Raw genomic sequence first — 23250 nt, 5'->3', positions numbered from 1 at the left:
TCATATATTTCAGCTTTTGTCGGCAGAACGCAAAAAAAACCGTAGCAGTCTTTCGACTGTACGGTTTTCCGTGTATGGTTGATACGGTTGTGAAAGTGAATTAAACACGCTTCGCGCCGCGTCCTCCGCGTTTACCTTCGGTGTTCTTTTTCAGCGACGAAATGCGTTCCTCACTATCTTTCAGGAAGCGTGACATTTTATCCTCAAATGAAGGTTTACCCGGTGCAGGCTTGAACGAACGGCCTCCACGATCGCGGTTGAAACCACCGCCACCGCCACCACCACCGCCGCCGCCGCCGCGTCCTTGACTTGGACCTGAACCTCCACCGCCGAAACGGTCGCCTCCACTTGGTCCTCCTGTGCGCTCCGGTCTTGGAGCTCTTGGCGGACGGGCTTCACTTGCTGGCTTGTCAATCGTTTGCTTAATGGAAAGTCCGATCTTGCCGTCTTTGTCAACATTAATGACTTTCACCGTCACGACATCATTAATCTTCAGGTGATCGTTAACATCCTTAACGTAGTTATCGGCGATTTCCGAGATGTGAACGAGACCCGTGACACCTCCAGACAAATCCACAAATGCTCCAAAATGCGTGATGCCTGTCACTTTGCCCTCTAACTTGGTGCCCACTTCAATTGCCATAGAATAAAATGATCCTCCCTTAAAATATACAACCGATTTTTTTGCAAAAAAATCCCGCTGTGGTGATTTGATTATACAAAATGGCGGAACCAAGGTCAACTAAGCATTGACCCAATGATGCGCCTATTTCTGCTCCCCGATGATCGGCGTCTCTTCCGGTTTGTACAGACCGTACTTGCTTCTGGCAATTTCTCCGATATACTCGGGGTCCTTGAGACGATTCACTTCAGTTTGGAGCTGTTGTTCCGTTTGTGTAGCAGCTTGCTTCTGTTCTTCCTTCTGAGTGAGCTGTTCACTTCGATCGGCCATAATCATACCTTGAGAAAAAAAGGTGAAAATAGCCCAACTACCAAAGGCGGCAAGCGATAGCAACCAAATCATGATTCGCCTGCGCCCGCCCGCGTTGGACTTGGACGTAGGAGATGAATGGCGATCTACAGACGAATTACGCATGATACTACCTCCCTCCAAACCATCTTTTTGCTGTGTTTTTCAGTCTGATGCCGAGCTTTACAAGCAATTCTGGAGTCCTCCAGCGCGCTTTAAGCGGACCGATCAGCCAGACGAGCGGCTTCCAAACCGGCATCAAGATGTATATCAGCATCCTTCCCAGGAACACAATAAGTGCCCATGTCCATCCGACCAGCTTGCGTACCAGCCGATACAGCGCCAACACCGGATGAACAATCAGGATGCGCAGTATGCTGTTCACGATCAACGTCAGTCTGCGGACTATCTTTAATAACATTACCACAAAACGTTGGGTTGTAACACTAAAGGCCCAAAAATAGAGCCAAACCCCCAAAAGTAGTCCTAAAAAGACATAAAACCGCAGCTCACCGCGATTACTCGCGTACAGCACACGGAAAATAAACAGGGTCGAGGCCACCCAATACAGCACGTCCAACATATGAATGCTCCAACGGGCAAAATGAAAGCGGATGGACAGCACCCGGTAGCTGTCGAACACCACTCCCATGGCTATGCCCGACAGCAGCATCCACGTCAATGTCAGCCATTGTGTGTGAGGGTTCATTTGAAGAGCTTGCCGAATAGGCTTTTTCCGTTTTTGGCCGGGGCCCCGGGCTCCAGGTAGACGAGGGAAGTAATCAGACCTTCAATGGACAGCAGCCCCTCTTCCAGACTGAGATTTTTGATATGTAAATGCTGTCCGCGAATGGTGAGATGACCCAGCTCGGTCTGAAGCAGAAACTCTTCACTGTCAAAGCTCTCCACATTGCTGACGCCTGAAATGTCGAGCTGCTTTCGGCTTTGCATGCGCAGGTCATGGTGTTTGGGCTTCCCTTGTTCAATCATGGCATGTACCCCTCCTTCTGTTCTTAGCTTATGAAGGGGACAACAGGATTTAGAACTACATGAAAAGAAACTGCATAAGAAAAAGCACCCCCTCATGAGAATATGAAGGGATGCTTTAATGTACAGCATATTAGAAAGTTAGATTCCAGTTACCAGTTCAAACCATTGTCTCTGGCAATGGGCTCTTCCTTCACCAAAGTGTACATACTTGCAGCCTCGTCCTTGCGTGTAGTGTCGGCGAGCCGTTCCACTCGCACAGTCACCAGCTTCTGGCCAAACTGGACGGTGATTTCATCCCCCACTTTGACCGCACTGCTCGGCTTGGCTTCGCGTCCGTTCACCATGACTCTCCCTTGTTCGGAGACATCCTTGGCTACCGTACGCCGCTTAATCAGCCGCGAGACTTTCAAGAATTTATCAAGACGCATTAGTTAACGGCTTCTTTAAGCTTATTACCGGCTTTAAAAGCAGGAACGGTCGATTCTGGAATTTCAATCGTGTTGCCGGTTTGTGGATTGCGGCCTGTACGGCTGGAACGCTTGCGCGTTTCAAAAGTACCAAAGCCGATCAGTTGCACTTTATCGCCGCTGGCGAGTGCATCTGTAATTTCACCAAGTACGCCATTCAATACAGCTTCAACGTCACGTTTGCTCAAACCGCTTTTGCTGGAAATATTGTTGATTAGATCTGTCTTGTTCATAAGTTAAAAGCCTCCCAAATGTCAAAAAATAATCATCACGCTGCATGTCCATAAATGGGGCAGAAGTGAGGTCAAGCTGTGGCCGAAGCCGCTCTGAATACAACTAGAACACAGTTGCCCGTAGGCTACAGTTATTTCAGAATTACTACAAGTTATTCTGGCTAGGCCTTAAAAATCCTGCAATGGCAGTCGTTTTTTAATTCGACCCCAGTTAAGCCAACATCCTACTACAAAAGCCTCCCCATTGGCAAGTCTCCTCAAACGGACAAGCTCCACACAGGCATTTGCCGCCTTTACGGCCTAAGATCTACCAAGAGTTTTTTTCGCTTCCTGCCAGTACGTCTCCATCTCATCCACGCTACTATCCTCGGGACGTCGTCCCTGCTCGCGTAATCTTTTCTCAATGTACTGGAATCGGTCGATAAATTTGCGGTTGGTGGCGGACAGTGCCTCTTCCGGATCAACTCCCATAAAACGGGCCGCGTTCACAGCAACGAAGAGCACGTCGCCCAACTCCAGCAACTGCGCCTGCACGGAATGTCCTTCGCGGACCGCTTCCTTCAGCTCAGCCACTTCTTCGTCCAATTTGTCGAATACGCCTTCAATGCCATCCCAGTTAAAGCCTACTTTCGCCGCCTTTTTCTGGAGCTTGTACGACTTCATAAGCGCAGGCAAATCACGCGGGACACCATCCAGTACAGAAGACTGTGCTGAAGCTATGCCTTTCATCCGTTTTTCCTCGGCTTTCATTTGCTCCCAATTTTGCAGCGCCTCTTCCGCATCCTTCGCCTGATTGTCTCCAAACACGTGCGGATGGCGGAATATCAGCTTGTCATTCAGCCCTTGAATCACATCATACACATTGAAGGTTCCGACTTCTTCTTCCATCTGGGCATGCAGCAAAATTTGCAGCAGCAGGTCGCCCAGCTCTTCCTTCATGTGATCAGGATCGTCCTCATCTATCGTTTCGATGACTTCATAGGTTTCCTCGATCAGATTTTTGCGAATCGACTGATGCGTCTGTTCCCGGTCCCATGGACAGCCTTCCGGACTGCGTAAAATATCAACAATCTCATGCAGACGGTCAAAAGAACGCCGTTTTAGCGCATCATCCTCACTACGCGGTATGTACACCAGAGACAGGTTTCCGTAGCCCACCACCCGATCCAGCTCGTACAGTGGCACTTTATGCACCGCTTCCTCGCCCTCCACGCCAAGCGCATGACCTATATAAACCTCATAATCATCAGGATAGCGCTCCATTAAACACAGCTTCACATCTGAAGCCGTAAACGTATCATATACCTGTCCGATCAACGTGTGCAACTGAGGTTGAAGCCAGCTCGCATCCAGCGTACCTGCGTCCAACAACTGGAAACCTTCAATCGGGTCAAAACCAAGACGCACAAAAGCTTCATCCAGAAAACTTTCACCGCCAAGGATCTCCAGTTGAATATCCTGCACAGGACAACGCTCTTTGAGCAATTGCACCGCCGCTTCCGCTACCATCGGGTGCCCTGGAACCGCATAGACGATTTCGCTTCCATCCACAGCTTTAACGGCCGCTGCTATCAACTGACTGGTAATTTCCTCGTATACCTCTGGAAAAGATTCCTTGGTCTCATACACGGTGTCAAACGACTCGTAGGCCACTCCAAACTCATCCAGTACCTTAACTACCGGGTGCTCCTTCGTCCGCAGATACAGCGCAGAAGCGCCCCGCATTTTGTTCAATATCCCTATCGTAAGCTGATCCGGGTCTCCCGAGCCTAGTCCTACGACTGTTAGTATTGCACTCATGTTCAATCCTCCGTTCCGCTGAAACGTGGCACACACTCCGTCAATGTACGGCGCGTTGCCTGCTTCCGCTTCCTTTGCTTTGGCACTACTATACCACAAAGTATATACAGGCTCATAAAATCGCTACCTCCGCCGCGCAACTGCAAGCGGCATAACCACAAGGCTACGCCAGCACGCGCAGTCTGCGCAGCACGGCTGCCAGCGGGCGTCCGAGCTTGGGCACCGCCACAAGCTCCGCCTCTGTGATCAGCCTCAAGCGTGCGAGGCCGATCACAAACACCACGGCGCCTGCGGCTACGCCCAGCAGGCTTTCCGCCGCCGCCGTGGCACGGCCTCCGGCGGCCCAACCCAAGGCACCCAGCGCGGCGCTGGTGCCCCACATCGCCGCCGCAGCTGCGCAGGCCAAGGCGACAAGCAGTGCCGCAGGCTTGAACACGCTGGCGGACCAGCTCCAGCGCAGCCCCGCCAGGCGGGCAAGCAGCGCGATGTTGATCGCCGCTGCCAGCAGATAGGCGGCGGCTCCCGCGATGGCGGCTCCAGCCGTGCCCAGCTGCGGCACGAGCAGCCAGTTCAGCAGCGCTTTGGCTGCTGCTGCGGCGAGCATCGCCAAGGCTGGAGCGCGAACTGCGCCCAGCCCTTGCAGCAGCGCCGCCGAGATGATGCTGAGCGTGCCGCCTACGGCGGTCAGCGCCATCCAGCGCATGACTCCGCTGCCGGTGTCGTCCGCGTACAGCATCACATTGACGGGCACCGCCAGCACAATTAAGCCTGTAGCGGCGGCTAGTCCCAGTAGCCAGAACCAGCGCAGCGATTGCTCACATTGGCGGCGGGCCAGCTCCGTGCCGCCCGTTACCCGGGCTTCCGCCAGCGACGGAATGAATAATGCCGACAGCGTAGTGGCAAACATCATCACCAGCTGTACAAGCGGCAGACCCCGGTTATAGACACCGAAGGCCACCATAACTCCTGTATCATCCAAGCCCTCCTGCTTTAACAAACGAGGCACCGTAAACGTGTCCACCAGGCTAATCAGCGGAACCGCCAGCGCTCCCAGGCAAACAGGCAGGGCATAACGAAGCAATGCCTTTAGCAAAACACCGTAGCTCTCCGTCCGGTGGGCTTCTCCAGCCCGCTCCTGCGCTGTCCCTGCTGCACTCTTGAGCACACCTGATACGACAGCACGACTACCACTCACCCAATCGTCCGTCGTTCTCTCTATGACGTCAGAACGTCCAGACGCAGTCTCCTGTATGCCCTTCTGTTCTGTCTTCCCCGCGACCTGCAAAGCCTGCTCAGACAGCCTCCCTTGCCTTGTGAGCTTCTTCCTGTGGTTGCGCCAGAATAGCAGCATGACGACCAGACCCGCTGCCCCGCCAGCCGCAGAACCAAAAACAGCCCCGGCAGCAATCATATCGGGTCCGGCTCCTTGCGACAGCATAACCAGCAACAGCATGATCATCACACCCACCCGTACCGCCTGCTCCGTCACTTGGGAGACAGCGGTCGGGATCATATTTTGCAAGCCCTGAAAATATCCCCTTAGCCCTGCCATAACCGGCACGAACAAAAAGGCAAAGGCCGCCGCCCTCACCGAGGGAATAACATGAGCATTGTCGATCCACTGACCGATCAGCGGTGCGCACGTATACATCAGCACGCCCAGAATCACACCAAACATGCCCAATACAAGGTAGGACAATCGGGCTACACGTTGCCCTGCGGCCCGGTTTCCCACCGCCTCATATTCTGCTACAAATTTGGATATCGCTGCCGGAAATCCAGCAGCGGCAATAGTAATCAACAGCGTATAAAAAGGATAAACCGTATTATAAATACCGAAAACGCCGTCACCGCCGATATTTTGCAGCGGGATTTTTTGCAATGTGCCGATCAGCTTGCTCGCTACCGCCGCCAGTGTCAAAATGACAGCACCCCGTAGTAGCCGCGAAGCAGCGCGATTTTCCTGCATCGTCCGTTCCCCACTCCTACCTGAAATATGCATCCTTCACGAGTCCTATTATACCGCCTCTTTCTCTGGAAAGAAAAAAAGCCCTGCAAGACGACAGACGGCTTTCGCCATTCAGTACGTCTTACAGGGTCGGACCGGGGGATTACTGTTCCATTTGTTTACCGAGGAAACCAGCGGCTGTTTCAGCCATTTTGATCTCCATTTCGGCCATCTTCACGTTTTCATCCTTGTTCAGCAACACAACGGAACCAATAGGATCACCACCCGAAACAATGGGAGCCGCCACAAAGGACGAAAGTGTTTCTTCGTGGTCTCTTGTCAGCTCATAGGAGCCGCTGGCTGTTTCCAGTACCGTTTTGCGATTATCCATACTACCTTCGATAATACTGCCGACCGGCTTGTCCAGAAACTCTTTTTTGGAGCCTCCGGCCACCGTAATAATGGTGTCCCGGTCGGTAATCATCGTAATATGGCCTGTGCTTTCAAACAGGGACTCAGCGTATTCTTTGGCGAAATCACCAAGTTCACCGATAGGCGAATACTTTTTCAAAATGACTTCTCCGTCACGATCCACAAAAATTTCAAGCGGATCTCCTTCACGAATCCTCAAGGTGCGGCGAATTTCCTTAGGAATAACTACCCGCCCCAGATCATCAATACGGCGAACTATACCAGTAGCTTTCATTTCACATGTTGCCCCACTTTCTCAAGAAGAATTTAGTAAACTACTGACGGTATCGAAAGACGCTTCCGCTCCCCCGGAAGCGGTCACGAAGAACGTCACGGTCATGGTGTTTATGGTGATATCTGACCATAGTATTCATCTGTTCCCAATTCCTTATGCATGTTCAGTTATTTACCTTCGGTTGTAGCTCCGTCCTTGGCTGTTCCTGCTTTGGTATCAGTTGTTCCACCTGTAGTGCCTTCAGGCGTAGCTGTGCTGCCAGCGCCCGGTGTGGTGCCGCTTTTCTCTTGCGTAGCAGGTGCCTTCGGCAGGGTGAATTTCAAATTAAGTTTGGCCAAATCTTTTTCGGTAAAGTTTTGAATACTTTCACCAGCCAGCTTGTTTTTCAAAGCAGCCTTCTCGTTGTCCTTCAATTTATCAAACGTAGGTTCATTGCGGGATTCCACCTTGATGATGTGATATCCGTATTCTGTTTCCACCGGATCTCCGATTTTATTAATCGGCTGCTTCTCGGCTGCTTCCTTGAATGCAGGCACCCATTGAGCTACGGATGCATTCTCATACAAACCGCCATTGGAAGCCGAACCCGGATCTTCTGAGTATTTCTTGGCAATCGTCGCAAAATCAGCTCCGCCATCCAACTTCGCCTTCACTTCTTTGGCCAGCTTGAGAGCATCTTCTTTCTTGCGTTCTTTTTTGGTTTTTGGATCCTGGAAATTAATCAGTACATGACGCACGGTTGCTGTCGTGAATTGATCTTTGTTTTTCTCAAATTCCTGTTTCAGCTGATCGTCCGTCACTTTGTTCGTCTCACTGTTGATCACCGTCATCACACGGGTAAAGTAATCCTTCACACCCTGCTCAGTCAGTTTTTGATCACTTAAAAATGTCTTGAATTTAGCATCTCCGACCGACTTCTTATACTGCTCCAGTTGTTCGGTTCCTTCTTTGGCGCCCTGTTCCTTGGACTTATCGTCTGCTTTTTCAGCCAGCAGCTTGTACACCACTTCTTGCTTGGCAATTTGCTCCCGCACCTGATCCGAAGCAAGCATCGCTCCATATTCCGGATACAGGAATTTCATCATACTGATTTCCTGGTTAAACTCATTTTCTGTAATGGTTCCGCCAGTGTAGGTCACGACAACCTTACTGCTGTCCTTCGGTTGGTCCTTGACCTTACTCTCCTCGACTTGCTTCGTACATGCTGCCAGCACCGATATAGCCAGCACCGCGGCAATGGCCACCGATAGCATTCTCCAAGGTTTTCTTTTATTTGGTAGTGACATTTTGCAGTTCCTCCTTCAATGTGAATGCATCTTTTAGTGCACTCAAAAATTGCTCCAGCAGCTCTAGTATCTGTGGATCATCCAGACCTTTGCCCTTGATACGTGCGCTCATAGGAGTGCCCTGTTCAAATTGTACACGTCTTTCAAAGCGATTGCCAATCTCTGCAAGCTTGGCGGTCTGTACCGCCTGCTGGCGCCCTTCGTGGAATTTCAACACGATGTTGTCATCCCGCTGGACAATGGACTCAATGCCATACATGCGTCCGTATACCTTGAGACGGGCCACAGCCAGCAAATGACGCACAGCCTCCGGCAAATCACCAAAGCGGTCGACCAGTTCATCCTCCAGCTCCATAGCCTCGTCAAACGTGCTGACTGCCGCAACCTTTTTATAAATCTCAATCTTCTGAATACTGTCGTAAATATAATCTCCCGGCAGGTAAGCATCCACGCCCAAATCAATGGACGTACTCCAATTTCGATTCGACAGATCCTCTTCTCCAAGTACGCTAACCTTGCGCTTATTGATTTCCTCAGCCAGCATTTGCGAGTAAAGGTCAAAACCGACGGATGCAATGAATCCGTGCTGCTCTGCACCGAGCAAATTCCCCGCTCCGCGAATAGACAAATCACGCATCGCGATCTTGAACCCGGAGCCCAGCTCCGTAAACTCCTTGATCGACTGAAGGCGCTTCTCTGCCACTTCCGTCAGCACCTTATCCCGCTGGTACGTAAAATAAGCATAGGCAATCCGGTTGGAACGGCCTACACGCCCACGCAGCTGATAAAGCTGGGACAGCCCCATTTTATCGGCATCATGCACAATAAGTGTATTCACATTCGGAATGTCCACCCCGGTCTCAATAATGCTGGTGCTGACCAGTACATCATATTCACCGTCCAGGAAGTCTAAAATCGTCTTCTCCAGCTCGGATTCGGACATCTGACCGTGACCCACGCCCACCTTGGCATCCGGCACGAGCGCATTGATCTCGGCAGCCATTTCCTGAATGCCCTGTACGCGATTATACAGATAGTACACCTGTCCTCCACGTGCCATCTCGCGTTCAATCGCTTCACGCACCAACGTTTGACTATGCTCGACAACATAGGTCTGCACCGGAAAACGGTTTTCCGGCGGTGTCTCAATGACCGACAAATCGCGAACCCCGAGCATAGACATGTGCAGTGTACGCGGAATAGGCGTAGCCGTTAACGTCAGCACGTCCACATTCGTTTTCAGCTTTTTCAGCTTTTCCTTGTGCGTCACGCCAAACCGCTGCTCCTCATCGACAATGAGCATCCCCAGATCCTTAAACACCAGATCCTGCGACAGCAGGCGATGGGTGCCAATGACAATATCGACGGTCCCCTGACGAACCCCTTTAATCGTCTCATTCTGCTCCTTGCGCGAACGAAAACGGCTCAACACCTGAATATTGAATGGATACCCGGAAAAGCGCTCGCGAAACGTCTCATAATGCTGCTGTGCCAAAATCGTCGTTGGAACTAACACGGCCACCTGCTTGCCCTCAATGGCTGACTTAAACGCAGCACGAATGGCGACCTCTGTTTTGCCGTAGCCTACATCACCGCACAGCAAACGATCCATCGGACGGCTCTGCTCCATGTCCTTCTTGATCTCTTCAATCGCCCGAATCTGGTCACGTGTCTCTTCATACGGGAACATATCCTCGAATTCCTGCTGCTCCGGTGAATCCTTTTCAAAAGCAAAACCAGGCGCTGACTGCCGTTCTGCATACAGCTTGATCAGATCATCAGCAATGTCCTGAACCGAGCTGCGAACCTTGCTCTTCACCCGTGTCCATTCATTTCCGCCCAGCTTGTAAATCTTAGGTTCCTTGTCCTCTGAGCCGACATACTTCTGAATCAGGTCAATCTGCTCAATCGGTACAGACAGCTTATCGCCGCCCGCATAGAGAATGTGCATGTAATCCTTATGGATACCGCCAACCTCCAGCGTACCGATCCCCATGTACTTCCCGATCCCGTGATTCTGGTGTACGACATGGTCGCCCACCTTCAGCTCGCTATAGCTCTTAATCCGTTCTGCGTTGTCCACATGGCGGCCCTGCTTGCGTGCTTTGCGTTGCTTTTGCGAGAACATTTCGCCCTCAGTAATCACTACCAAATGAATAGATGGCATCTCAAAACCGCTTTGTAAATTGCCGATAGCCATCGTTGGCTCATCAATACCGTAATCCTGAAGCACCCGGCGCATCCGATCCAGCCGCTCGTCTCCACTCGCCAGCATCATAACCTGTGTACCCGCCTTGCGCCAGCGATCCATTTCCGCCTTGAGCACATTCATTTGACCGTGGAAATCCTGCATGCCCCGGCAGATGAAATTCAAAATATTTTGCGGCTGTGTATGTGGAACCTGACGGAGAAAGATCGACAGGAACAACGTCTGGAATCTCCGGTTATACAGCAGATTGTCCGCGTTATCCGACAGCTCTAGCTGCGGTAACGTTTTACCGTTTTGAAGCAAATGCAGATTCCACTCGGACTCATCCCGTTCAAGCTGCTTGGCTGTTTCCAGCATCCGCGCAGGCTCGTCAATGATCAGAATGGTGTCTTCCGGCATGTAATCTGCCAAGGTTTTGCGTTCGGGATACAACAGCGAGATATATTTATAGATTTCGTCAAAATACACATGCTCACGCAGCAGCTCAATTTCGCGGTGAATCTCTTCTTTCAGATGCAGCTTGGCCTGACGGTCTGTCATTTTGCCGAGCTGCTCCTCCAACAGAATCGCTGCGGCATCTGCCGCCTGATCCATACGAGCGTTATCCGCTATGACTTCCTTGCACGGCGTTACGGTAACTTCCTGCACCTTTTCCACCGAACGCTGATCTTGCGGGTCGAACATACGGATGGAGTCAATTTCATCATCGAACAGCTCCACACGGTAGCCCCAACGGGTTGTCATCGGATAAAAATCGATAATACCGCCACGGACACTCATCTCTCCACGTGATTCTACACGCTCCACCCGCTGGTACCCCATCTCGACCATATGCAGCAAAAACGGCTCCAGTTGGATCGTTTCGCCTTCTCTCAGCTCGATTCGGGCTTCACTCCATGTCTCTGGAAGCGGCAGCAAACGCCGGACACCAGAAAACGGCACGACAACAATCCCACGAAAACCCTGGGCGCATCGTATCAATACTTCAATTCGTTGGGATAGCGTCTCCGGGCTGGATATGGCGGCCTCAGCAGCTACCAGCTCATTCGAGGGGTACAACAAAACCCGTTCTGGAGGAAGCGCTTCCTGCAAATCATCTGCTATTTTTTGAGCAGCAAACATGTTGTGCGTCATGACCAGGATCGGTCGTCCGGTATCTTCGGCAAGCGCGGCCATCAGTACCTGTCGGGAAGAGCCCGACAAACCAGATATGAGCTGTTCCTTCATGCCTGATGATATACCTGCTGCAATGGATGCATAATCAGCATCCTTGGTAAAAGCCTGAATAAGTGCTTGTAACAAAAAAGGCACCCCTTTATGCTTATAAATAGTTGCATGTAAACTGAAAAAGAAGCCTCAGCAATGCTGCCAAGGCTCCATAAGCGGGATTACCGCTTCACCTCTCAAGCTGGTACAGACCAGTTGAATACCTGTTATTGGAGCGGATTTACGAGCAGACTCAACTCCGGATTATTTTCCAGCGCCTGGTTGCAATGCTCGCAAATGACTTTGACGGTCACTTCACCGCCCGAATTATACGCTATTATATCTCTACGCTCGGCAGGGGTCAAGGAATGGAAGCCCAGCCTTTCTTCGGTTATTGCATCGGAATCAATCCGTCCCAAGAAAGTTCGACAATGTCTGCATACATAATTCACAATCATGTAATGTATATGCCTCCTGAAAGTTTTCTATACCTTTCAGTATGTCCAATAAACTTCCATTTAAGCCCATCCTGCCTGCTCTGGACCTTACTTATTGAATTCTGCCATGGTCCGTTCAAAAGGATGACCCAAGCTGTATTCCAAAGCATCACACGTATCCTCTATCATTCCAGCCAGCAACTCCTTCTCCTTCTTCGGAAAGGTTCCCAGAACATAGTCCACGATGGCATAGCCAGGCTCAGGACGGGAAATGCCCATACGAACCCGATTAAAGGATTGTGTGCCCGTATGCTGGATAATCGACTTGATCCCGTTATGACCACCTGCACTGCCTTGATACCGGAGTCTTATTTTGCCGACCTCTGTATCCAGATCATCATAAATTACGACCAAATCATCTATATTCGCTTTGTAATAGTCCATATAAGCACGCAGAGACTCGCCCGAGAGATTCATATAGGTCATCGGCTTGATCAGCACCGTTTTTACGCCGCCAATATGTCCTTCTCCAATCAACGCCTTGCATTTGCTTTGGTTAATCTGGATGTTATGACGGGCGGCCAGAGCATCCAGCGCCATAAATCCAACATTATGTCTCGTTTTTTCGTACTGGGGACCGGGGTTGCCCAATCCTACAATCCACTTCATAAACCGTGACACCCTCTTTCGAAGTCTTGATTTTTTGGTAAAATAGTTATACTGAACAGGAAGGTGCGTGCTGGTATGCTCAATCAGGGTGATATCCTCTTATATGACAGCCATTTTCTATATCATTTAAAACATTCGGTTCCTGTCCAAGTCTATGACGGGAATGTACATATCCAAATTGGCATCATTGCGCGTTTTAACGAGCATTTTGTCGAAATGGAGGACACGCTATACAATCGTCAGCGCTTCACCTTTATATCCAGACCGGGCTTTTAGCCTGACATGCTGATAGGGGTTACCTTTTCCAGTTGGAAAAGGCAACCCCTTTTTTAATGAGCCAGCGCTTATTCGATTTCAAACAGTTTGCTGATTGACAATTCCTCATGCACACGGATAATGGCTTCTCCCATTAATGGAGCCACAGATAATACCTTCAGCTTGCTTGTCGGATTGGGGTGAACGATCGGAATGGTATCCGTCACGACCACCTCTTTTAACGGTGAATTCTCCAGTCTTTCCATAGCGGGCCCGGAGAGCACGGCATGCGTACAGCACGCATACACATCCGTTACGCCGCCTTCCTTGAGCGCATTCGCACCCAGCACAATGGTTCCCGCTGTATCAATAATGTCATCAATCAGAATAGCGGTTTTACCCTCAATATTTCCGATAATGTTCATTACTTCACTTACGTTTGGCTCAGGACGACGTTTGTCGATAATAGCCAGCGGGGCATTCAGGAAATCCGCTAACTTCCGCGCACGCACAACACCGCCGTGGTCAGGGGAAACGACAACCGGGTTTTCAATCTGCTTCGAACGGAAATACTGGGCCAGAATTGGTGCGCCGAACATGTGATCCACCGGAATATCAAAGAATCCCTGAATTTGCATCGCATGCAAATCCATACTGATTACACGGTGAGCACCCGCTTTTTCAATCAGGTTAGCGACAAGCTTCGCCGTGATCGGATCACGTGAACGTGCTTTCCGATCCTGACGGGCATAGCCGTAATATGGCATAACGACATTAATGCTTTTGGCAGAAGCCCGCTTGAGTGCATCAACCATAACCAGTAACTCCATCAAGTTGTCGTTAACTGGCAGACAAGTCGACTGCACAATGTATACGTGGCAACCGCGCACGCTTTCAGACAGTTTGATTTGAATTTCACCGTCACTAAACGATGTGGTATGGGATTCCCCCATTGGAATTCCGATGTAGTCCGCAATTTGGTGGGCCAACTTCGGATTGGAGTTACAAGTAAATATTTTGAGTTTGGAATCGCAATAAGTCATTTATAGAAACCCTCCGTGCTGATTCATTCATTACAGATCCAACTACTTGCTGATTAAGGTTATTCCGATCTTTTCTTCTTCGCTTTGGCACGCGCGCGGATTTTATCCGCATATCCGGCTTTGTTCTCTTGACGCGGTCTGGCAATGGCCAGATCGTTATCAGGGACAGCATGTGTTACGGTGGAGCCCGCTACGACATAAGCGCCTTTTCCGATCTTAATTGGGGCAATCAGATTCACATTACTGCCAATAAAGGCATCATCTTCAATTTCTGTAATAGATTTATTATACCCATCATAATTAACCGTTATTGCCCCACAACCGATATTAACGTTTGTACCTACCTTGGCATCACCAACATAGCTCAAATGGGACACCTTGGAATGATCACCAATGGTCGCATTTTTTACCTCAACAAAATCACCAATCTTCACATGCTCGCCCAGCTTCGCACCCGGACGCAGATAGGCAAACGGACCCACAGATGTACTGCTACCCACTTCAGCTTCGTTCAACACCGAATGTTTCACCGTTGCGCCCGAATGAATCAGGGTATCCTGAATCTCAGTCTGCGGACCAATCATACAATCTTCACCGATTTGTGTTTGACCTCGCAGCCATGTGTTCGGATACAGCACGGTATCGGAACCAATGGCAACCTCGCTCTCGATGTAGGTAGAGGACGGATCAATGATGGTCACACCGTTCAGCATATGCTTGCGCACAATGCGTTCTCGCATGTATCCCTCAGCCACTGATAAAGCGACCCTGTCGTTCACACCGATAGATTCCGACACATCATTTGTTAAATATGCCTCAACCTTCTCGCCTTCGCCATGCAAAATACCAATGACATCCGTCAGGTAGTATTCCTGCTGTACATTGGTGTTGGTTACTTTGTCCAACGCTGCGAACAGCTTGGCATTATCAAAGCAGTACGTTCCCGTGTTAATTTCCCGAACAGCGTCTTCCCCAGGTGAGCAATCCTTCTGCTCCACGATCTTGAGCACTGCTCTTGCAGCATCACGGATGACCCGGCCGTATCCCTTAGGGTCGTCCAGCTCAGCGGTCAGAATTGTTGCGGCCGCTCCCCGGCTCTCATGTAGCTGCACCAAGCCCTCCAGTGTTTCCGCTGTAATCAGGGGGGTGTCTCCACAGATAACGATGGTCGTACCTTTCTCCTGACCGAGCAAGTCTTTGGCCTGCTTGACAGCATGCCCCGTTCCCAACTGCTCTGCCTGAAGCGCATATTCTGCCGACAGTCCCAAATAAGACTGTACCGCTTCCGCACCGTGACCCACAATCACCACACTGCGGGACACTCCGATGTCACGAACCGTGTCGAGTACATGACCGACCATCGGTTTCCCGCATACCGGATGCAGAACTTTATATAATTTGGATCTCATACGTTTTCCCTGCCCTGCGGCAAGAATGACTGCCAACCTTTCCAACAAGTCCAACCTCCTATCCTGAAAATAACAATTTCCCTTTGGCTAAAACGTTAATTTCCAGATCAGATTTTTGCTTAACTTTTCACAATCCTCCTGAAAAATAACGGCGAACCTTTAGTTAATGGCTATTTTTTCAGGCCAGCTTGTGCTGGACATTCATCCCCGGGATGCATCGCTGCTTGATCCCTGTCTTATGAAAAAGTCGCTTCGGCAGCCCGGATGGCTCCAAGTTGCCTTAAAACTGACTGTTAACTCATTAAAGAATATATCTCATTCCAGACAAAAAGAAAAGAGAGCCACAGTTTGTGGCCCTCTTTTCTTTTGTACCCCAATCTTGCTTTAGACGAATTAAGCGCCTTCTTCAATAGCTACTTCTTCATCCACCGCGGCGCGTTCGTACTCAGTTAGTACAGCAGCCTGAATTTTCTCCCGGGTTCCTGAAGATATCGGATGAGCGATATCGCGAAACTCTCCGTCCGGGGTCCGTTTGCTAGGCATAGCCACGAACATCCCGTTATTACCATCGATAACACGAATGTCATGAACAACAAACTCGTTATCAATTGTAATGGATGCAATCGCCTTCATTCTTCCTTCTGAGTTCACTCGGCGGAGTCTAACATCCGTAATCTGCATGTGTGTTTCACCACCTTTTTCCAAATAGGACTTGGTGTATACATTCCACACAGCATTTCGAATTCCTTCTTTTTTTGGACAAAACGTATCCTAAATTCAGGTAATTTTTTTGAAAAGATTTCTTTTCGACATATTTAGGTATTTTTTGATGAAATGTGACATTTACTGACCTGTAGATTCATCAAAATAATTCCCCAGCTTGACTGTAATTTGCTTGCTTCGAGAATCGACCGCGGTTAGATTCGCCAGTGAAATATAATCGTGCAGCAAGCGTTCTCCATTCTCCACCTCGCCCGATTCTACCAGCACACCTACTCCGGCTACCTCAGCATTAAACTCAGCCAGCAAGTCGACCATCCCCTGAATCGTGCCACCTGCCTTCATAAAATCATCCACGATGAGTACACGCGATTTCTCGCGCATCGCCCGTCTGGACAATGACATCGTATGCAGGCTCTTTTGTGACCCTGAGACGTAATTAATACTCACTGCCGAGCCCTCCGTTACCTGATGATCACGCCGTACGAGGACAACGGGCAAGTTCAGTTGTGCCCCGGTTGCATAGGCAAGCGGAATCCCTTTCGTTTCCACCGTCATGACTACATCAATCTGTCTGTTGGCAAATGCAGTAGCAAATATTTTACCAGCCTCATTCATCATCGCCGGTTGACCCAGCAAATCCGACAGATACAGATATCCTCCGGGTAAGATACGATCCGGCTGCTCCAGCTGTGCACACAGGTCATTCGCAAATGTAAGCGCATGCTGCTTGGACAGTCTTGGGATCAGCTTGACGCCTCCTGCCGCTCCCGCCAACGTCAGAAGCTCACCAATGCCTTCATCCTCAAATACTTCCTTGATAATGGCCAGGTCTTCGCTTATGGACGATTTTGCCGCCCCATAACGATCCGCAAAATGCGTAAGAGGCACCAGCGTATGCGGCCGTGACAGCAAAAATTGTGTCATTTCCACCAATCGTGAGCTTCTTTTAAGTTTTTTCACAACAATTCCTCGCGATCTATTCTTCTCCTGCCGCCCGCTTCGTACAGTAAAAGCACCGGCGGACTGGCCGGCTGCTGGCGGAATGTAAGTGATATAGTAAAATCCGAATATTTAATAGTAAATATATCATCTTCGTACGTATTTGTACAACAAATACCACTAAAATTAGAAATAAAAAACCATAATCAGGTCAGAAGTCGTACTGCGTACACATCCTTGCAGAATCCTCTGAGTCCGTTATAAATGCGCGGTACTTTGGCTTCCTTCGACACCAGCCCGAACACTGTAGGACCACTGCCTGACATTAGCACCCCATCCGCTCCTAATCGAATCATAGAGTTTTTAAGATGCTCCACCTCCGGGTACAGCTTGAGTGTGACATCCTCCAGTACATTCCCGAGCGCATTACATACATCGGTAAAAGAAGCGTTGCGGATCGCTTGCTCCATCTGCCGGGCAGACGGGTGATGCGTGATCTGATCCGCTTTAACGCGTCCGTACACTTCAGCCGTCGATACATTAATCGGCGGCTTCGCGAGAATGACCCAGCATTGGGGTGGATTCGGAAGTGGCCTAAGTAATTCCCCGCGTCCACTCGCTAAAGCCGTACCGCCTGTAATACAGAAGGGCACATCAGAACCAAGCTCAGCGCCCAGTACTCTTAATTCAGCATCCGAAATGCCAAGCTTCCACAGCTTGTTTAGCCCACGCAGCGCTGCCGCGGCATCACTGCTTCCGCCTGCTAACCCTGCGGCTACCGGGATATGCTTGTCCAAATGGATATGCACGCCCGTAGAGACATCATAACGTTCCTTAATCAGACGCGCGGCCTGAAAAGCCAGATTTTTCTCATCTAGCGGTATGTACCCGGCTTGGCTTGAAATGATAATGGTATCACGCGGTAACTCGGACATGGTCAAACGATCAGACAAATCGACCATGGTCATAATCATTTCAACCTCGTGATATCCGTCATCCCGTTTGCGTAATACATCAAGCATTAAATTGATTTTTGCCGGTGCTTTTTCGTATATTTTCAAGGCGTTCACCCACCTTCAACTTTTCCCTCAAGACAGCTTAACATATTATATCAGACTCAGCGTGTCAAGTCATGAGGTTCAAAAAAGCGGAGACCACCCGGTATAATACCGGAGATCCCCGCTTTTTCATCAGTACTACCGAAGCACTAACGATGGCTACGATTTGCGGGAAGCTGCCTGCTCTGCAAGCTGAATGGCCCGCTTCACCATATTGCCCGCATCCTTGGCTTTAATGCCTCCCCAGCCCTCTTCCTTGACCGTATCGTAAAATCCAAGATCCTTAGCCAGCTCATACTTAAGCTCTTCCGACATGACACCTCGTCTTCTCCGACTCATGCGTACGCCTCCTTCGGCAGTGGAATAAGGAAGATCATTCCCGCCTTAGTATGCGCAAAGACGCGATGCTTCATCCTGCCCCATATATACAAAACGGCCCCGTCATTTGGAATGACGAAGCCGCCGTTAAACCTGCAAAGCCGGTATAGATTACATAAAATCAATTAAGGTGTGTCAAAACATTCGACACTTGTATGGGAGTCGGGATCATAGACGGTAACTTCTACCGACTCGGTAAGAATGTCAGCATAGCTGTAGGAGACACGCTTGAACGTTTGTTGCTCCTGATCCAGCTTGACGATAAAAACAGAAGGGTACGTTTCTTCCAAGACACCAGTTCGTTCGACGGTCTTACGGCGTCCGCCGTTAGCCCGCAGCAAAATTTTTTGCCCTACATGTGCGTCGAGACTGCGTTTGATTTCCAACAGCGTATTTTTAGCCATTGCCTAACGACCACCTCTTTCCTTGTCCATTATAACGAATTTTAGAGACAATGTCAAATCAAGCTAAATATTATATCAACCCGAAAAATAAGTTGTCAATTTAATTTTTTGCGAACAGGAATATGCGTATAAAAATGCCAAAAAGCCCCTGTACACAGAGGCTTTTTATCCAGATAAATCCTATTTAACAGGTTCAAACCTTAGATTGCGGAAGGCGTTACTTTAAGAGTCGACAAATTTTCCAGCTTCGGCAAACCGATACGATAACTTCCCCGGGTTTCGATACCACCTACGCCACGGCTGCCACTAATCGTCTGATGAAACAAGTCGCCCATGTTCACTGTATCACGGATCGACGTAAAGGCAGCCTTGGCAGCCACATATACCGGGTCCAGCGCGTGAATCAGTATACGCCCTGGTGAGCTGGCAAAGTTCGCTCCTGCACGCAGCAGCGCTTCAAAATGGGACTGACACGCTCCCGCCACAATCGTCAATGAATCCAGATGACGTTCATATTGTCTCGCTACCTGGATCGCCGCCACAAAATTTTGCGAATTTTTATAGCTTTTCAGGCTATATAAATCATAAGGCTGTGGCTGCTTCAACACCCCGTCATGTCCGGTAATGACTACGATATCCGGGCGAATACGGGGAAGCAGACGATACAACGTGTCGGCCATAGCTGATTCGTGAACATGATGTCCCTCTGCAGGAACGCGAAGCTGCTCATATAAGCTGAGACATTTTTTCAAATAGCCGGGGTCCCCATCCAGATGAAGTACCTTGCCGGGCATTTCAAAATACGTCGACTCCACCGGATCACTCCACTCCCCGATCAAAGCCGCCTGACTGCGGGCTGCTTGCTTCTGTCGTGCCTGCTGCAACAGATTGAGAGACTCATCCGCCTTAATATGGGCCTGCCGTGTCTTCCCGCTAATCTGGTCTGCAGGCACCTTGACCAGATCGTTCACAGGGGAATCGGCAAGAAGCCGAAATTCCGTCCCTTTAATGATCGCTTTATCCCGCTGGATGTCCTCAACGCGAAACGTGACATCTCCGCCATACGATTTTCGAACGACCAAGTCTCCTAAAATCATCACACTGTATCACCCCTCCCATATCGTATGGGTGAATGCACAGTTTGGTTCCTTATCATGCTCAAGAGCTTATACAAACCAGCCACAACCGTGCAAAGCGCAACCAGAGACTCTCTGATTGCTGCTAAGCGATAGCTCGTACGTCAGGTCAGGAAATCCCGGCTTCCAGCAACACAGCGCTCAGACGCGCAAATTCCTCGATACTCAGCGTCTCGCCCCGACGGGAAGGCTCTATGCCTGCCTGAAGCAACAGCGGCTCCAGCGTGTCCCTGTTCTCTTTGGTAAAGAAGCGGCTTTTCAGGTTATTCGAAATGGTCTTGCGACGCTGGGCAAATGAAGCATGTACGACTTCGAAGAAATGCTGCTCGTCCACCACCTCTACCGGAGGCACTTCCCGCACACGCAAACGGATGACCGCCGATTCTACATTCGGCTGGGGAATAAATACCGTATTCGGTACGATGCAGACCAATTCGGGTTCGCTGTAATATTGCACTGCAATACTCAAGCTGCCGTAATCCTTCGTCCCAGGAGACGCTGCCATACGCTCAGCCACTTCCTTTTGAATCATGACGACAATATTCTCCAGAGGGAGCTTGTCCTCCAGCAGCCTCATCAGAATCGGTGTAGTGACGTAGTACGGCAGATTAGCGACGACGCTCACTTTACTGACCCCGGCAAAATCGGAAGCAAACACCTCTCGCAAATCCAGCTTCAGCACATCCCCATGGCGTACCTTCACATGCTCATAAGGGGCCAGCACCTCTTCGAGAATAGGCAAAAGCCGCTGGTCAATTTCGACAGCTGTAACTACCTTGGCCGATTGCGCCAGCTTCTCGGTCAAAGCGCCAATCCCCGGACCGATCTCCAGTGCGCCCTTCGTTTCGTCCAATCCCGCAGCATTCACGATCTTGTTCAGAATATTTTGATCAATCAGAAAGTTTTGTCCCAAGCTCTTCTTGAACGAAAACCCGTGCCGCTGAATAATTTCCTTCGTGCGCCGCGGTGTTGCTATATTTTGAATCCCTGTCATACGGATATCACATTCCTTCACTTTCAATTTGTGCCAGCGCACCGGCAAATTCCTCACGGCTGATCTGGAACACAGCGAGCCGTTTATGTAACTGCTTACCGTTACAGTAACCAATACCCAGCATATTACCCAAAGCCATACGTCGTGCAGCAGCATTCGGGTGGGTGATCAGCCCGGCGTCAATCAGGTCCGCCCAATCAATTAGCGGATCGGCCCCTTCCACCGTCGTATGCACCCGTGCCAGAGCATGTCTGATCGCTTCAGGCGAGGCATTCTCCACGCCAATATCCCCTTTGCGCGTCGCTTCTGCCTCTGGTATAAAGGCCTGCTTGCAGCCAGGCACCTTGGAGGCGATAATTTTGCGGATACGCTCCCCTGCATGATCGGGATCGGTCAAAATAATGACACCCCGCCGCTCCTGCGCCAGCGCAATTTTGCGCAGCGTCATTTTATTAATGGCTGAGCCGCCCGTTTCTATCGTATCCGCTTCGACAGCACGGCGAATAGCGACCGTATCATCCCGACCCTCTACCACGATCACTTCCTTGATCATTTGCGTTTCCCTCCACTGCTACACAGTCAGCTATATTCATCTTTCCCTGCTTTTGAAAACAAAATAAGAAGAGGGTATCCTCTTCTTAGCATGGCATAACTATGATGTTAATACTATCGCATTGCCCTAAACATATACAACACGTTTTTAGTTCATTTCAGGCTTCACGGGTCCAATCACATATACGGTTTTACCGTGCTTGCGACCAAACTGATTGGCTTGACTCAAACTCTCATAATACACATCGATTTTGTGGCCTTTAATTGCGCCACCGGTATCCTCCGCACGGCGGAAGCCCACCCCTTCAATATATACCCACCAGCCGATTGGAATCACACTCGGATCGACAGCGATGGTGCGTCCTTCCGTGACACGCGTGCCGGATGCGGTACGTGTACCGATACCTGGCTCCTGTGACGAATAGGCCGTCATGGAGACGTTTTGTAATACTTTGTTATATTTAAAATTCACACCTGCTTTACGGACAGCATTGTCCGAACTAACCCGTGTTGCCTTAACGGCATCTTCAGGACCGACAGAAGCAGCCAGAACGACCGGTTTTTTCTTCGTTCCTACCGCAATCACCTTATCCACACGATTCTGTGCGACTTCCTTGTTTACCAGCTGCTTGGATACCAATTTTCCGTCATGGTATACCTTTTGAACATGCTGGACCACAACACCCGTTTTACCGCTTTGGATGACCCGATTATCACCTTTATAGAGACTTGGATCGGCCGTTTTGATGACCTGATAAGGTACCTGTTGCTTCTGTTCAACCTGCTGTTTCTTCACACGGATGATTTTTATGTCCATGTTAGACGAAACAGAAGCATCCAGAGCAGGATAAACTTTATCATTTGACGATAATTTATAGCCCGAGGTGCGAATGGCACCCTCTACTGTATTTTCTGTTGTGTACAATTTTTTCGTCTCGTTGGCTAAGGATAATTTGACCTGATTGGCACGTTTGATGACTACGCGATCCCCATCCTGTACTGCTCCGTTCAGCGGCATCGAAACCGTATCATGCGGCTGAAGTGAAATCGAATGCTCTTTGAGCAAATCTTGGAGCTGGGATTGCCGGGTTTCTACCGCAGATGCCTTACCATCGATGACAAAAAAGACCTGTTTTTTAGATTCAGTGTACACCAGAATTGAAATCATAATCGTTAGTGCGATTAGAAAAATAGCAACCAAAGCAGCCTGGCGCACATTTTCTTGCTTCCAACGCAATACGTAAGACATGCTGGATGAGCGTGACTCATGGGTCTCCTCTTTTTGGAAAATGCCCATTTCCTCCGTCCTCCTTACATAGCCCGCCGTCTGGAGTAAGACATAGTTGAGATTGACGTGACTATAACAGATTTTCTACAAGACAAGCCCGTAATGCGACTGTCCTGCACCATGTACCCGTCTTCGCGGCATGCTGTCCTC

At 49.8% G+C, this 23250-nt stretch carries 25 protein-coding genes; 1 reads left to right on the top strand and 24 read right to left on the bottom strand.

The features are described from left to right. Nucleotides 1-100: 100 nt before the first annotated feature. The 13 genes from ACIFQM_RS14220 to pth form a co-directional block, all read right to left on the bottom strand. On the bottom strand, nt 101-643 hold the full coding sequence (locus tag ACIFQM_RS14220; protein ID WP_430065701.1) for a S1 domain-containing RNA-binding protein: 543 nt from the start codon (nt 641-643) through the stop codon (nt 101-103). A 123-nt stretch (nt 644-766) separates the two neighbouring features. Continuing rightward, nucleotides 767-1096 (bottom strand): FtsB family cell division protein, encoded by a 330-nt coding sequence (locus tag ACIFQM_RS14215; RefSeq protein WP_430039809.1) that lies wholly within the window; start codon nt 1094-1096, stop codon nt 767-769. Nucleotides 1097-1100: 4 nt separating this feature from the next. Continuing rightward, the gene (gene yabQ, locus ACIFQM_RS14210) at nt 1101-1679 is read right to left on the bottom strand and encodes a spore cortex biosynthesis protein YabQ (RefSeq protein WP_430047727.1); all 579 of its coding nucleotides are present in this window, start codon (nt 1677-1679) and stop codon (nt 1101-1103) included. After that, nucleotides 1676-1960 (bottom strand): sporulation protein YabP, encoded by a 285-nt coding sequence (yabP, locus tag ACIFQM_RS14205; protein WP_014279048.1) that lies wholly within the window; start codon nt 1958-1960, stop codon nt 1676-1678. Before yabP ends, yabQ begins: the two co-directional genes overlap by 4 nt. A 149-nt stretch (nt 1961-2109) precedes the next feature. Then, complete coding sequence (locus tag ACIFQM_RS14200; protein WP_430039805.1) at nt 2110-2388, bottom strand: RNA-binding S4 domain-containing protein; 279 nt, start codon at nt 2386-2388, stop codon at nt 2110-2112. Further along, on the bottom strand, nt 2388-2660 hold the full coding sequence (locus tag ACIFQM_RS14195; protein WP_007428028.1) for an HU family DNA-binding protein: 273 nt from the start codon (nt 2658-2660) through the stop codon (nt 2388-2390). Before ACIFQM_RS14195 ends, ACIFQM_RS14200 begins: the two co-directional genes overlap by 1 nt. A gap of 300 nt (nt 2661-2960) precedes the next feature. After that, nucleotides 2961-4460, bottom strand: a complete 1500-nt coding sequence (gene mazG / locus ACIFQM_RS14190) for a nucleoside triphosphate pyrophosphohydrolase (protein WP_430039803.1) — start codon at nt 4458-4460, stop codon at nt 2961-2963. Nucleotides 4461-4623: 163 nt separating this feature from the next. Further along, the gene (locus ACIFQM_RS14185) at nt 4624-6429 is read right to left on the bottom strand and encodes a putative polysaccharide biosynthesis protein (RefSeq protein WP_430065699.1); all 1806 of its coding nucleotides are present in this window, start codon (nt 6427-6429) and stop codon (nt 4624-4626) included. A 142-nt stretch (nt 6430-6571) separates the two neighbouring features. Then, nucleotides 6572-7114: a stage V sporulation protein T gene (gene spoVT, locus ACIFQM_RS14180; protein ID WP_134911735.1), complete on the bottom strand. Its 543-nt coding sequence runs from the start codon at nt 7112-7114 to the stop codon at nt 6572-6574. Nucleotides 7115-7281: 167 nt separating this feature from the next. Continuing rightward, nucleotides 7282-8400, bottom strand: coding sequence for a foldase protein PrsA (locus ACIFQM_RS14175; protein ID WP_430039799.1), 1119 nt, complete (start codon nt 8398-8400; stop codon nt 7282-7284). After that, nucleotides 8384-11911, bottom strand: a complete 3528-nt coding sequence (gene mfd / locus ACIFQM_RS14170) for a transcription-repair coupling factor (protein WP_430039797.1) — start codon at nt 11909-11911, stop codon at nt 8384-8386. Before mfd ends, ACIFQM_RS14175 begins: the two co-directional genes overlap by 17 nt. 131 nt (nt 11912-12042) lie before the next feature. Then, a complete protein-coding gene (locus ACIFQM_RS14165; protein WP_137061098.1) occupies nt 12043-12273 on the bottom strand; it encodes an anti-sigma-F factor Fin family protein in 231 nt (76 codons plus the stop codon). 87 nt (nt 12274-12360) lie between these two features. After that, nucleotides 12361-12921, bottom strand: a complete 561-nt coding sequence (pth, locus tag ACIFQM_RS14160) for an aminoacyl-tRNA hydrolase (RefSeq protein ID WP_430039795.1) — start codon at nt 12919-12921, stop codon at nt 12361-12363. A 75-nt stretch (nt 12922-12996) separates the two neighbouring features. Between pth and ACIFQM_RS14155 the strand changes: the two genes are divergently transcribed. Then, nucleotides 12997-13197: a hypothetical protein gene (locus tag ACIFQM_RS14155; protein WP_025682474.1), complete on the top strand. Its 201-nt coding sequence runs from the start codon at nt 12997-12999 to the stop codon at nt 13195-13197. Nucleotides 13198-13265: 68 nt separating this feature from the next. On the opposite strand, the gene ACIFQM_RS14150 is transcribed toward ACIFQM_RS14155, so the two are convergent. The 11 genes from ACIFQM_RS14150 to ACIFQM_RS14100 all read right to left on the bottom strand — a co-directional run bounded on the left by ACIFQM_RS14150 (nt 13266) and on the right by ACIFQM_RS14100 (nt 23109). After that, nucleotides 13266-14219, bottom strand: a complete 954-nt coding sequence (locus tag ACIFQM_RS14150) for a ribose-phosphate diphosphokinase (protein ID WP_025682473.1) — start codon at nt 14217-14219, stop codon at nt 13266-13268. Nucleotides 14220-14278: 59 nt separating this feature from the next. Next, nucleotides 14279-15676 carry a bifunctional UDP-N-acetylglucosamine diphosphorylase/glucosamine-1-phosphate N-acetyltransferase GlmU gene (gene glmU / locus ACIFQM_RS14145; protein ID WP_430039793.1) on the bottom strand — a complete coding sequence of 466 codons (1398 nt, stop codon included), beginning with the start codon at nt 15674-15676 and terminating at the stop codon, nt 14279-14281. 345 nt (nt 15677-16021) lie between these two features. After that, on the bottom strand, nt 16022-16309 hold the full coding sequence (gene spoVG, locus ACIFQM_RS14140) for a septation regulator SpoVG (protein WP_007428016.1): 288 nt from the start codon (nt 16307-16309) through the stop codon (nt 16022-16024). 162 nt (nt 16310-16471) lie between these two features. Then, entirely contained in the window at nt 16472-17311 is an 840-nt protein-coding gene (gene purR, locus ACIFQM_RS14135; RefSeq protein WP_430039791.1) for a pur operon repressor, read from the bottom strand. A gap of 185 nt (nt 17312-17496) precedes the next feature. Beyond that, entirely contained in the window at nt 17497-18351 is an 855-nt protein-coding gene (ispE, locus tag ACIFQM_RS14130; RefSeq protein WP_430039789.1) for a 4-(cytidine 5'-diphospho)-2-C-methyl-D-erythritol kinase, read from the bottom strand. Nucleotides 18352-18507: 156 nt separating this feature from the next. Next, entirely contained in the window at nt 18508-18687 is a 180-nt protein-coding gene (locus ACIFQM_RS14125) for a small, acid-soluble spore protein, alpha/beta type (protein WP_283654048.1), read from the bottom strand. Nucleotides 18688-18851: 164 nt separating this feature from the next. Further along, nucleotides 18852-19130: a biofilm formation stimulator Veg gene (gene veg / locus ACIFQM_RS14120; protein ID WP_044646031.1), complete on the bottom strand. Its 279-nt coding sequence runs from the start codon at nt 19128-19130 to the stop codon at nt 18852-18854. Between the two features lie 200 nt (nt 19131-19330). Beyond that, entirely contained in the window at nt 19331-20227 is an 897-nt protein-coding gene (gene yabG, locus ACIFQM_RS14115) for a sporulation peptidase YabG (RefSeq protein ID WP_283656357.1), read from the bottom strand. 148 nt (nt 20228-20375) lie between these two features. Beyond that, complete coding sequence (gene rsmA, locus ACIFQM_RS14110; protein ID WP_430039865.1) at nt 20376-21260, bottom strand: 16S rRNA (adenine(1518)-N(6)/adenine(1519)-N(6))-dimethyltransferase RsmA; 885 nt, start codon at nt 21258-21260, stop codon at nt 20376-20378. 7 nt (nt 21261-21267) lie between these two features. Beyond that, on the bottom strand, nt 21268-21813 hold the full coding sequence (gene rnmV / locus ACIFQM_RS14105) for a ribonuclease M5 (RefSeq protein ID WP_430039786.1): 546 nt from the start codon (nt 21811-21813) through the stop codon (nt 21268-21270). A 147-nt stretch (nt 21814-21960) separates the two neighbouring features. After that, nucleotides 21961-23109 (bottom strand): G5 domain-containing protein, encoded by a 1149-nt coding sequence (locus ACIFQM_RS14100; RefSeq protein ID WP_430039784.1) that lies wholly within the window; start codon nt 23107-23109, stop codon nt 21961-21963. Between the last annotated feature and the right edge of the window lie 141 nt (nt 23110-23250).

The sequence above is a fragment of the Paenibacillus sp. NRS-1782 genome, assembly GCF_050467685.1.
Classification (GTDB): Bacteria; Bacillota; Bacilli; order Paenibacillales; family Paenibacillaceae; genus Paenibacillus; species Paenibacillus terrae_A.
The sequence above is the reverse complement of the archived record's forward strand: the minus strand, read 5'-3'. Positions and strand labels throughout refer to the sequence as shown.

What these genes read in the sequence shown, in the direction of transcription:
- veg (WP_044646031.1), bottom strand. Translation starts at nt 19,130, where the DNA reads ATGGCTAAAAATACGCTGTTGGAAATCAAACGCAGTCTCGACGCACAT.
- ACIFQM_RS14200 (WP_430039805.1), bottom strand. Translation starts at nt 2,388, where the DNA reads ATGCGTCTTGATAAATTCTTGAAAGTCTCGCGGCTGATTAAGCGGCGT.
- pth (WP_430039795.1), bottom strand. Translation starts at nt 12,921, where the DNA reads ATGAAGTGGATTGTAGGATTGGGCAACCCCGGTCCCCAGTACGAAAAA.
- ACIFQM_RS14150 (WP_025682473.1), bottom strand. Translation starts at nt 14,219, where the DNA reads ATGACTTATTGCGATTCCAAACTCAAAATATTTACTTGTAACTCCAAT.
- mazG (WP_430039803.1), bottom strand. Translation starts at nt 4,460, where the DNA reads ATGAGTGCAATACTAACAGTCGTAGGACTAGGCTCGGGAGACCCGGAT.
- ACIFQM_RS14195 (WP_007428028.1), bottom strand. Translation starts at nt 2,660, where the DNA reads ATGAACAAGACAGATCTAATCAACAATATTTCCAGCAAAAGCGGTTTG.
- ACIFQM_RS14125 (WP_283654048.1), bottom strand. Translation starts at nt 18,687, where the DNA reads ATGAGTCGGAGAAGACGAGGTGTCATGTCGGAAGAGCTTAAGTATGAG.
- rnmV (WP_430039786.1), bottom strand. Translation starts at nt 21,813, where the DNA reads ATGATCAAGGAAGTGATCGTGGTAGAGGGTCGGGATGATACGGTCGCT.
- ACIFQM_RS14155 (WP_025682474.1), top strand. Translation starts at nt 12,997, where the DNA reads ATGCTCAATCAGGGTGATATCCTCTTATATGACAGCCATTTTCTATAT.
- yabQ (WP_430047727.1), bottom strand. Translation starts at nt 1,679, where the DNA reads ATGAACCCTCACACACAATGGCTGACATTGACGTGGATGCTGCTGTCG.
- ACIFQM_RS14100 (WP_430039784.1), bottom strand. Translation starts at nt 23,109, where the DNA reads ATGGGCATTTTCCAAAAAGAGGAGACCCATGAGTCACGCTCATCCAGC.
- ACIFQM_RS14175 (WP_430039799.1), bottom strand. Translation starts at nt 8,400, where the DNA reads ATGTCACTACCAAATAAAAGAAAACCTTGGAGAATGCTATCGGTGGCC.
- spoVT (WP_134911735.1), bottom strand. Translation starts at nt 7,114, where the DNA reads ATGAAAGCTACTGGTATAGTTCGCCGTATTGATGATCTGGGGCGGGTA.
- rsmA (WP_430039865.1), bottom strand. Translation starts at nt 21,260, where the DNA reads ATGACAGGGATTCAAAATATAGCAACACCGCGGCGCACGAAGGAAATT.
- yabG (WP_283656357.1), bottom strand. Translation starts at nt 20,227, where the DNA reads ATGATTTTAGGAGACTTGGTCGTTCGAAAATCGTATGGCGGAGATGTC.
- yabP (WP_014279048.1), bottom strand. Translation starts at nt 1,960, where the DNA reads ATGATTGAACAAGGGAAGCCCAAACACCATGACCTGCGCATGCAAAGC.
- ACIFQM_RS14215 (WP_430039809.1), bottom strand. Translation starts at nt 1,096, where the DNA reads ATGCGTAATTCGTCTGTAGATCGCCATTCATCTCCTACGTCCAAGTCC.
- ACIFQM_RS14185 (WP_430065699.1), bottom strand. Translation starts at nt 6,429, where the DNA reads ATGCAGGAAAATCGCGCTGCTTCGCGGCTACTACGGGGTGCTGTCATT.
- ACIFQM_RS14220 (WP_430065701.1), bottom strand. Translation starts at nt 643, where the DNA reads ATGGCAATTGAAGTGGGCACCAAGTTAGAGGGCAAAGTGACAGGCATC.
- spoVG (WP_007428016.1), bottom strand. Translation starts at nt 16,309, where the DNA reads ATGCAGATTACGGATGTTAGACTCCGCCGAGTGAACTCAGAAGGAAGA.
- ACIFQM_RS14165 (WP_137061098.1), bottom strand. Translation starts at nt 12,273, where the DNA reads ATGATTGTGAATTATGTATGCAGACATTGTCGAACTTTCTTGGGACGG.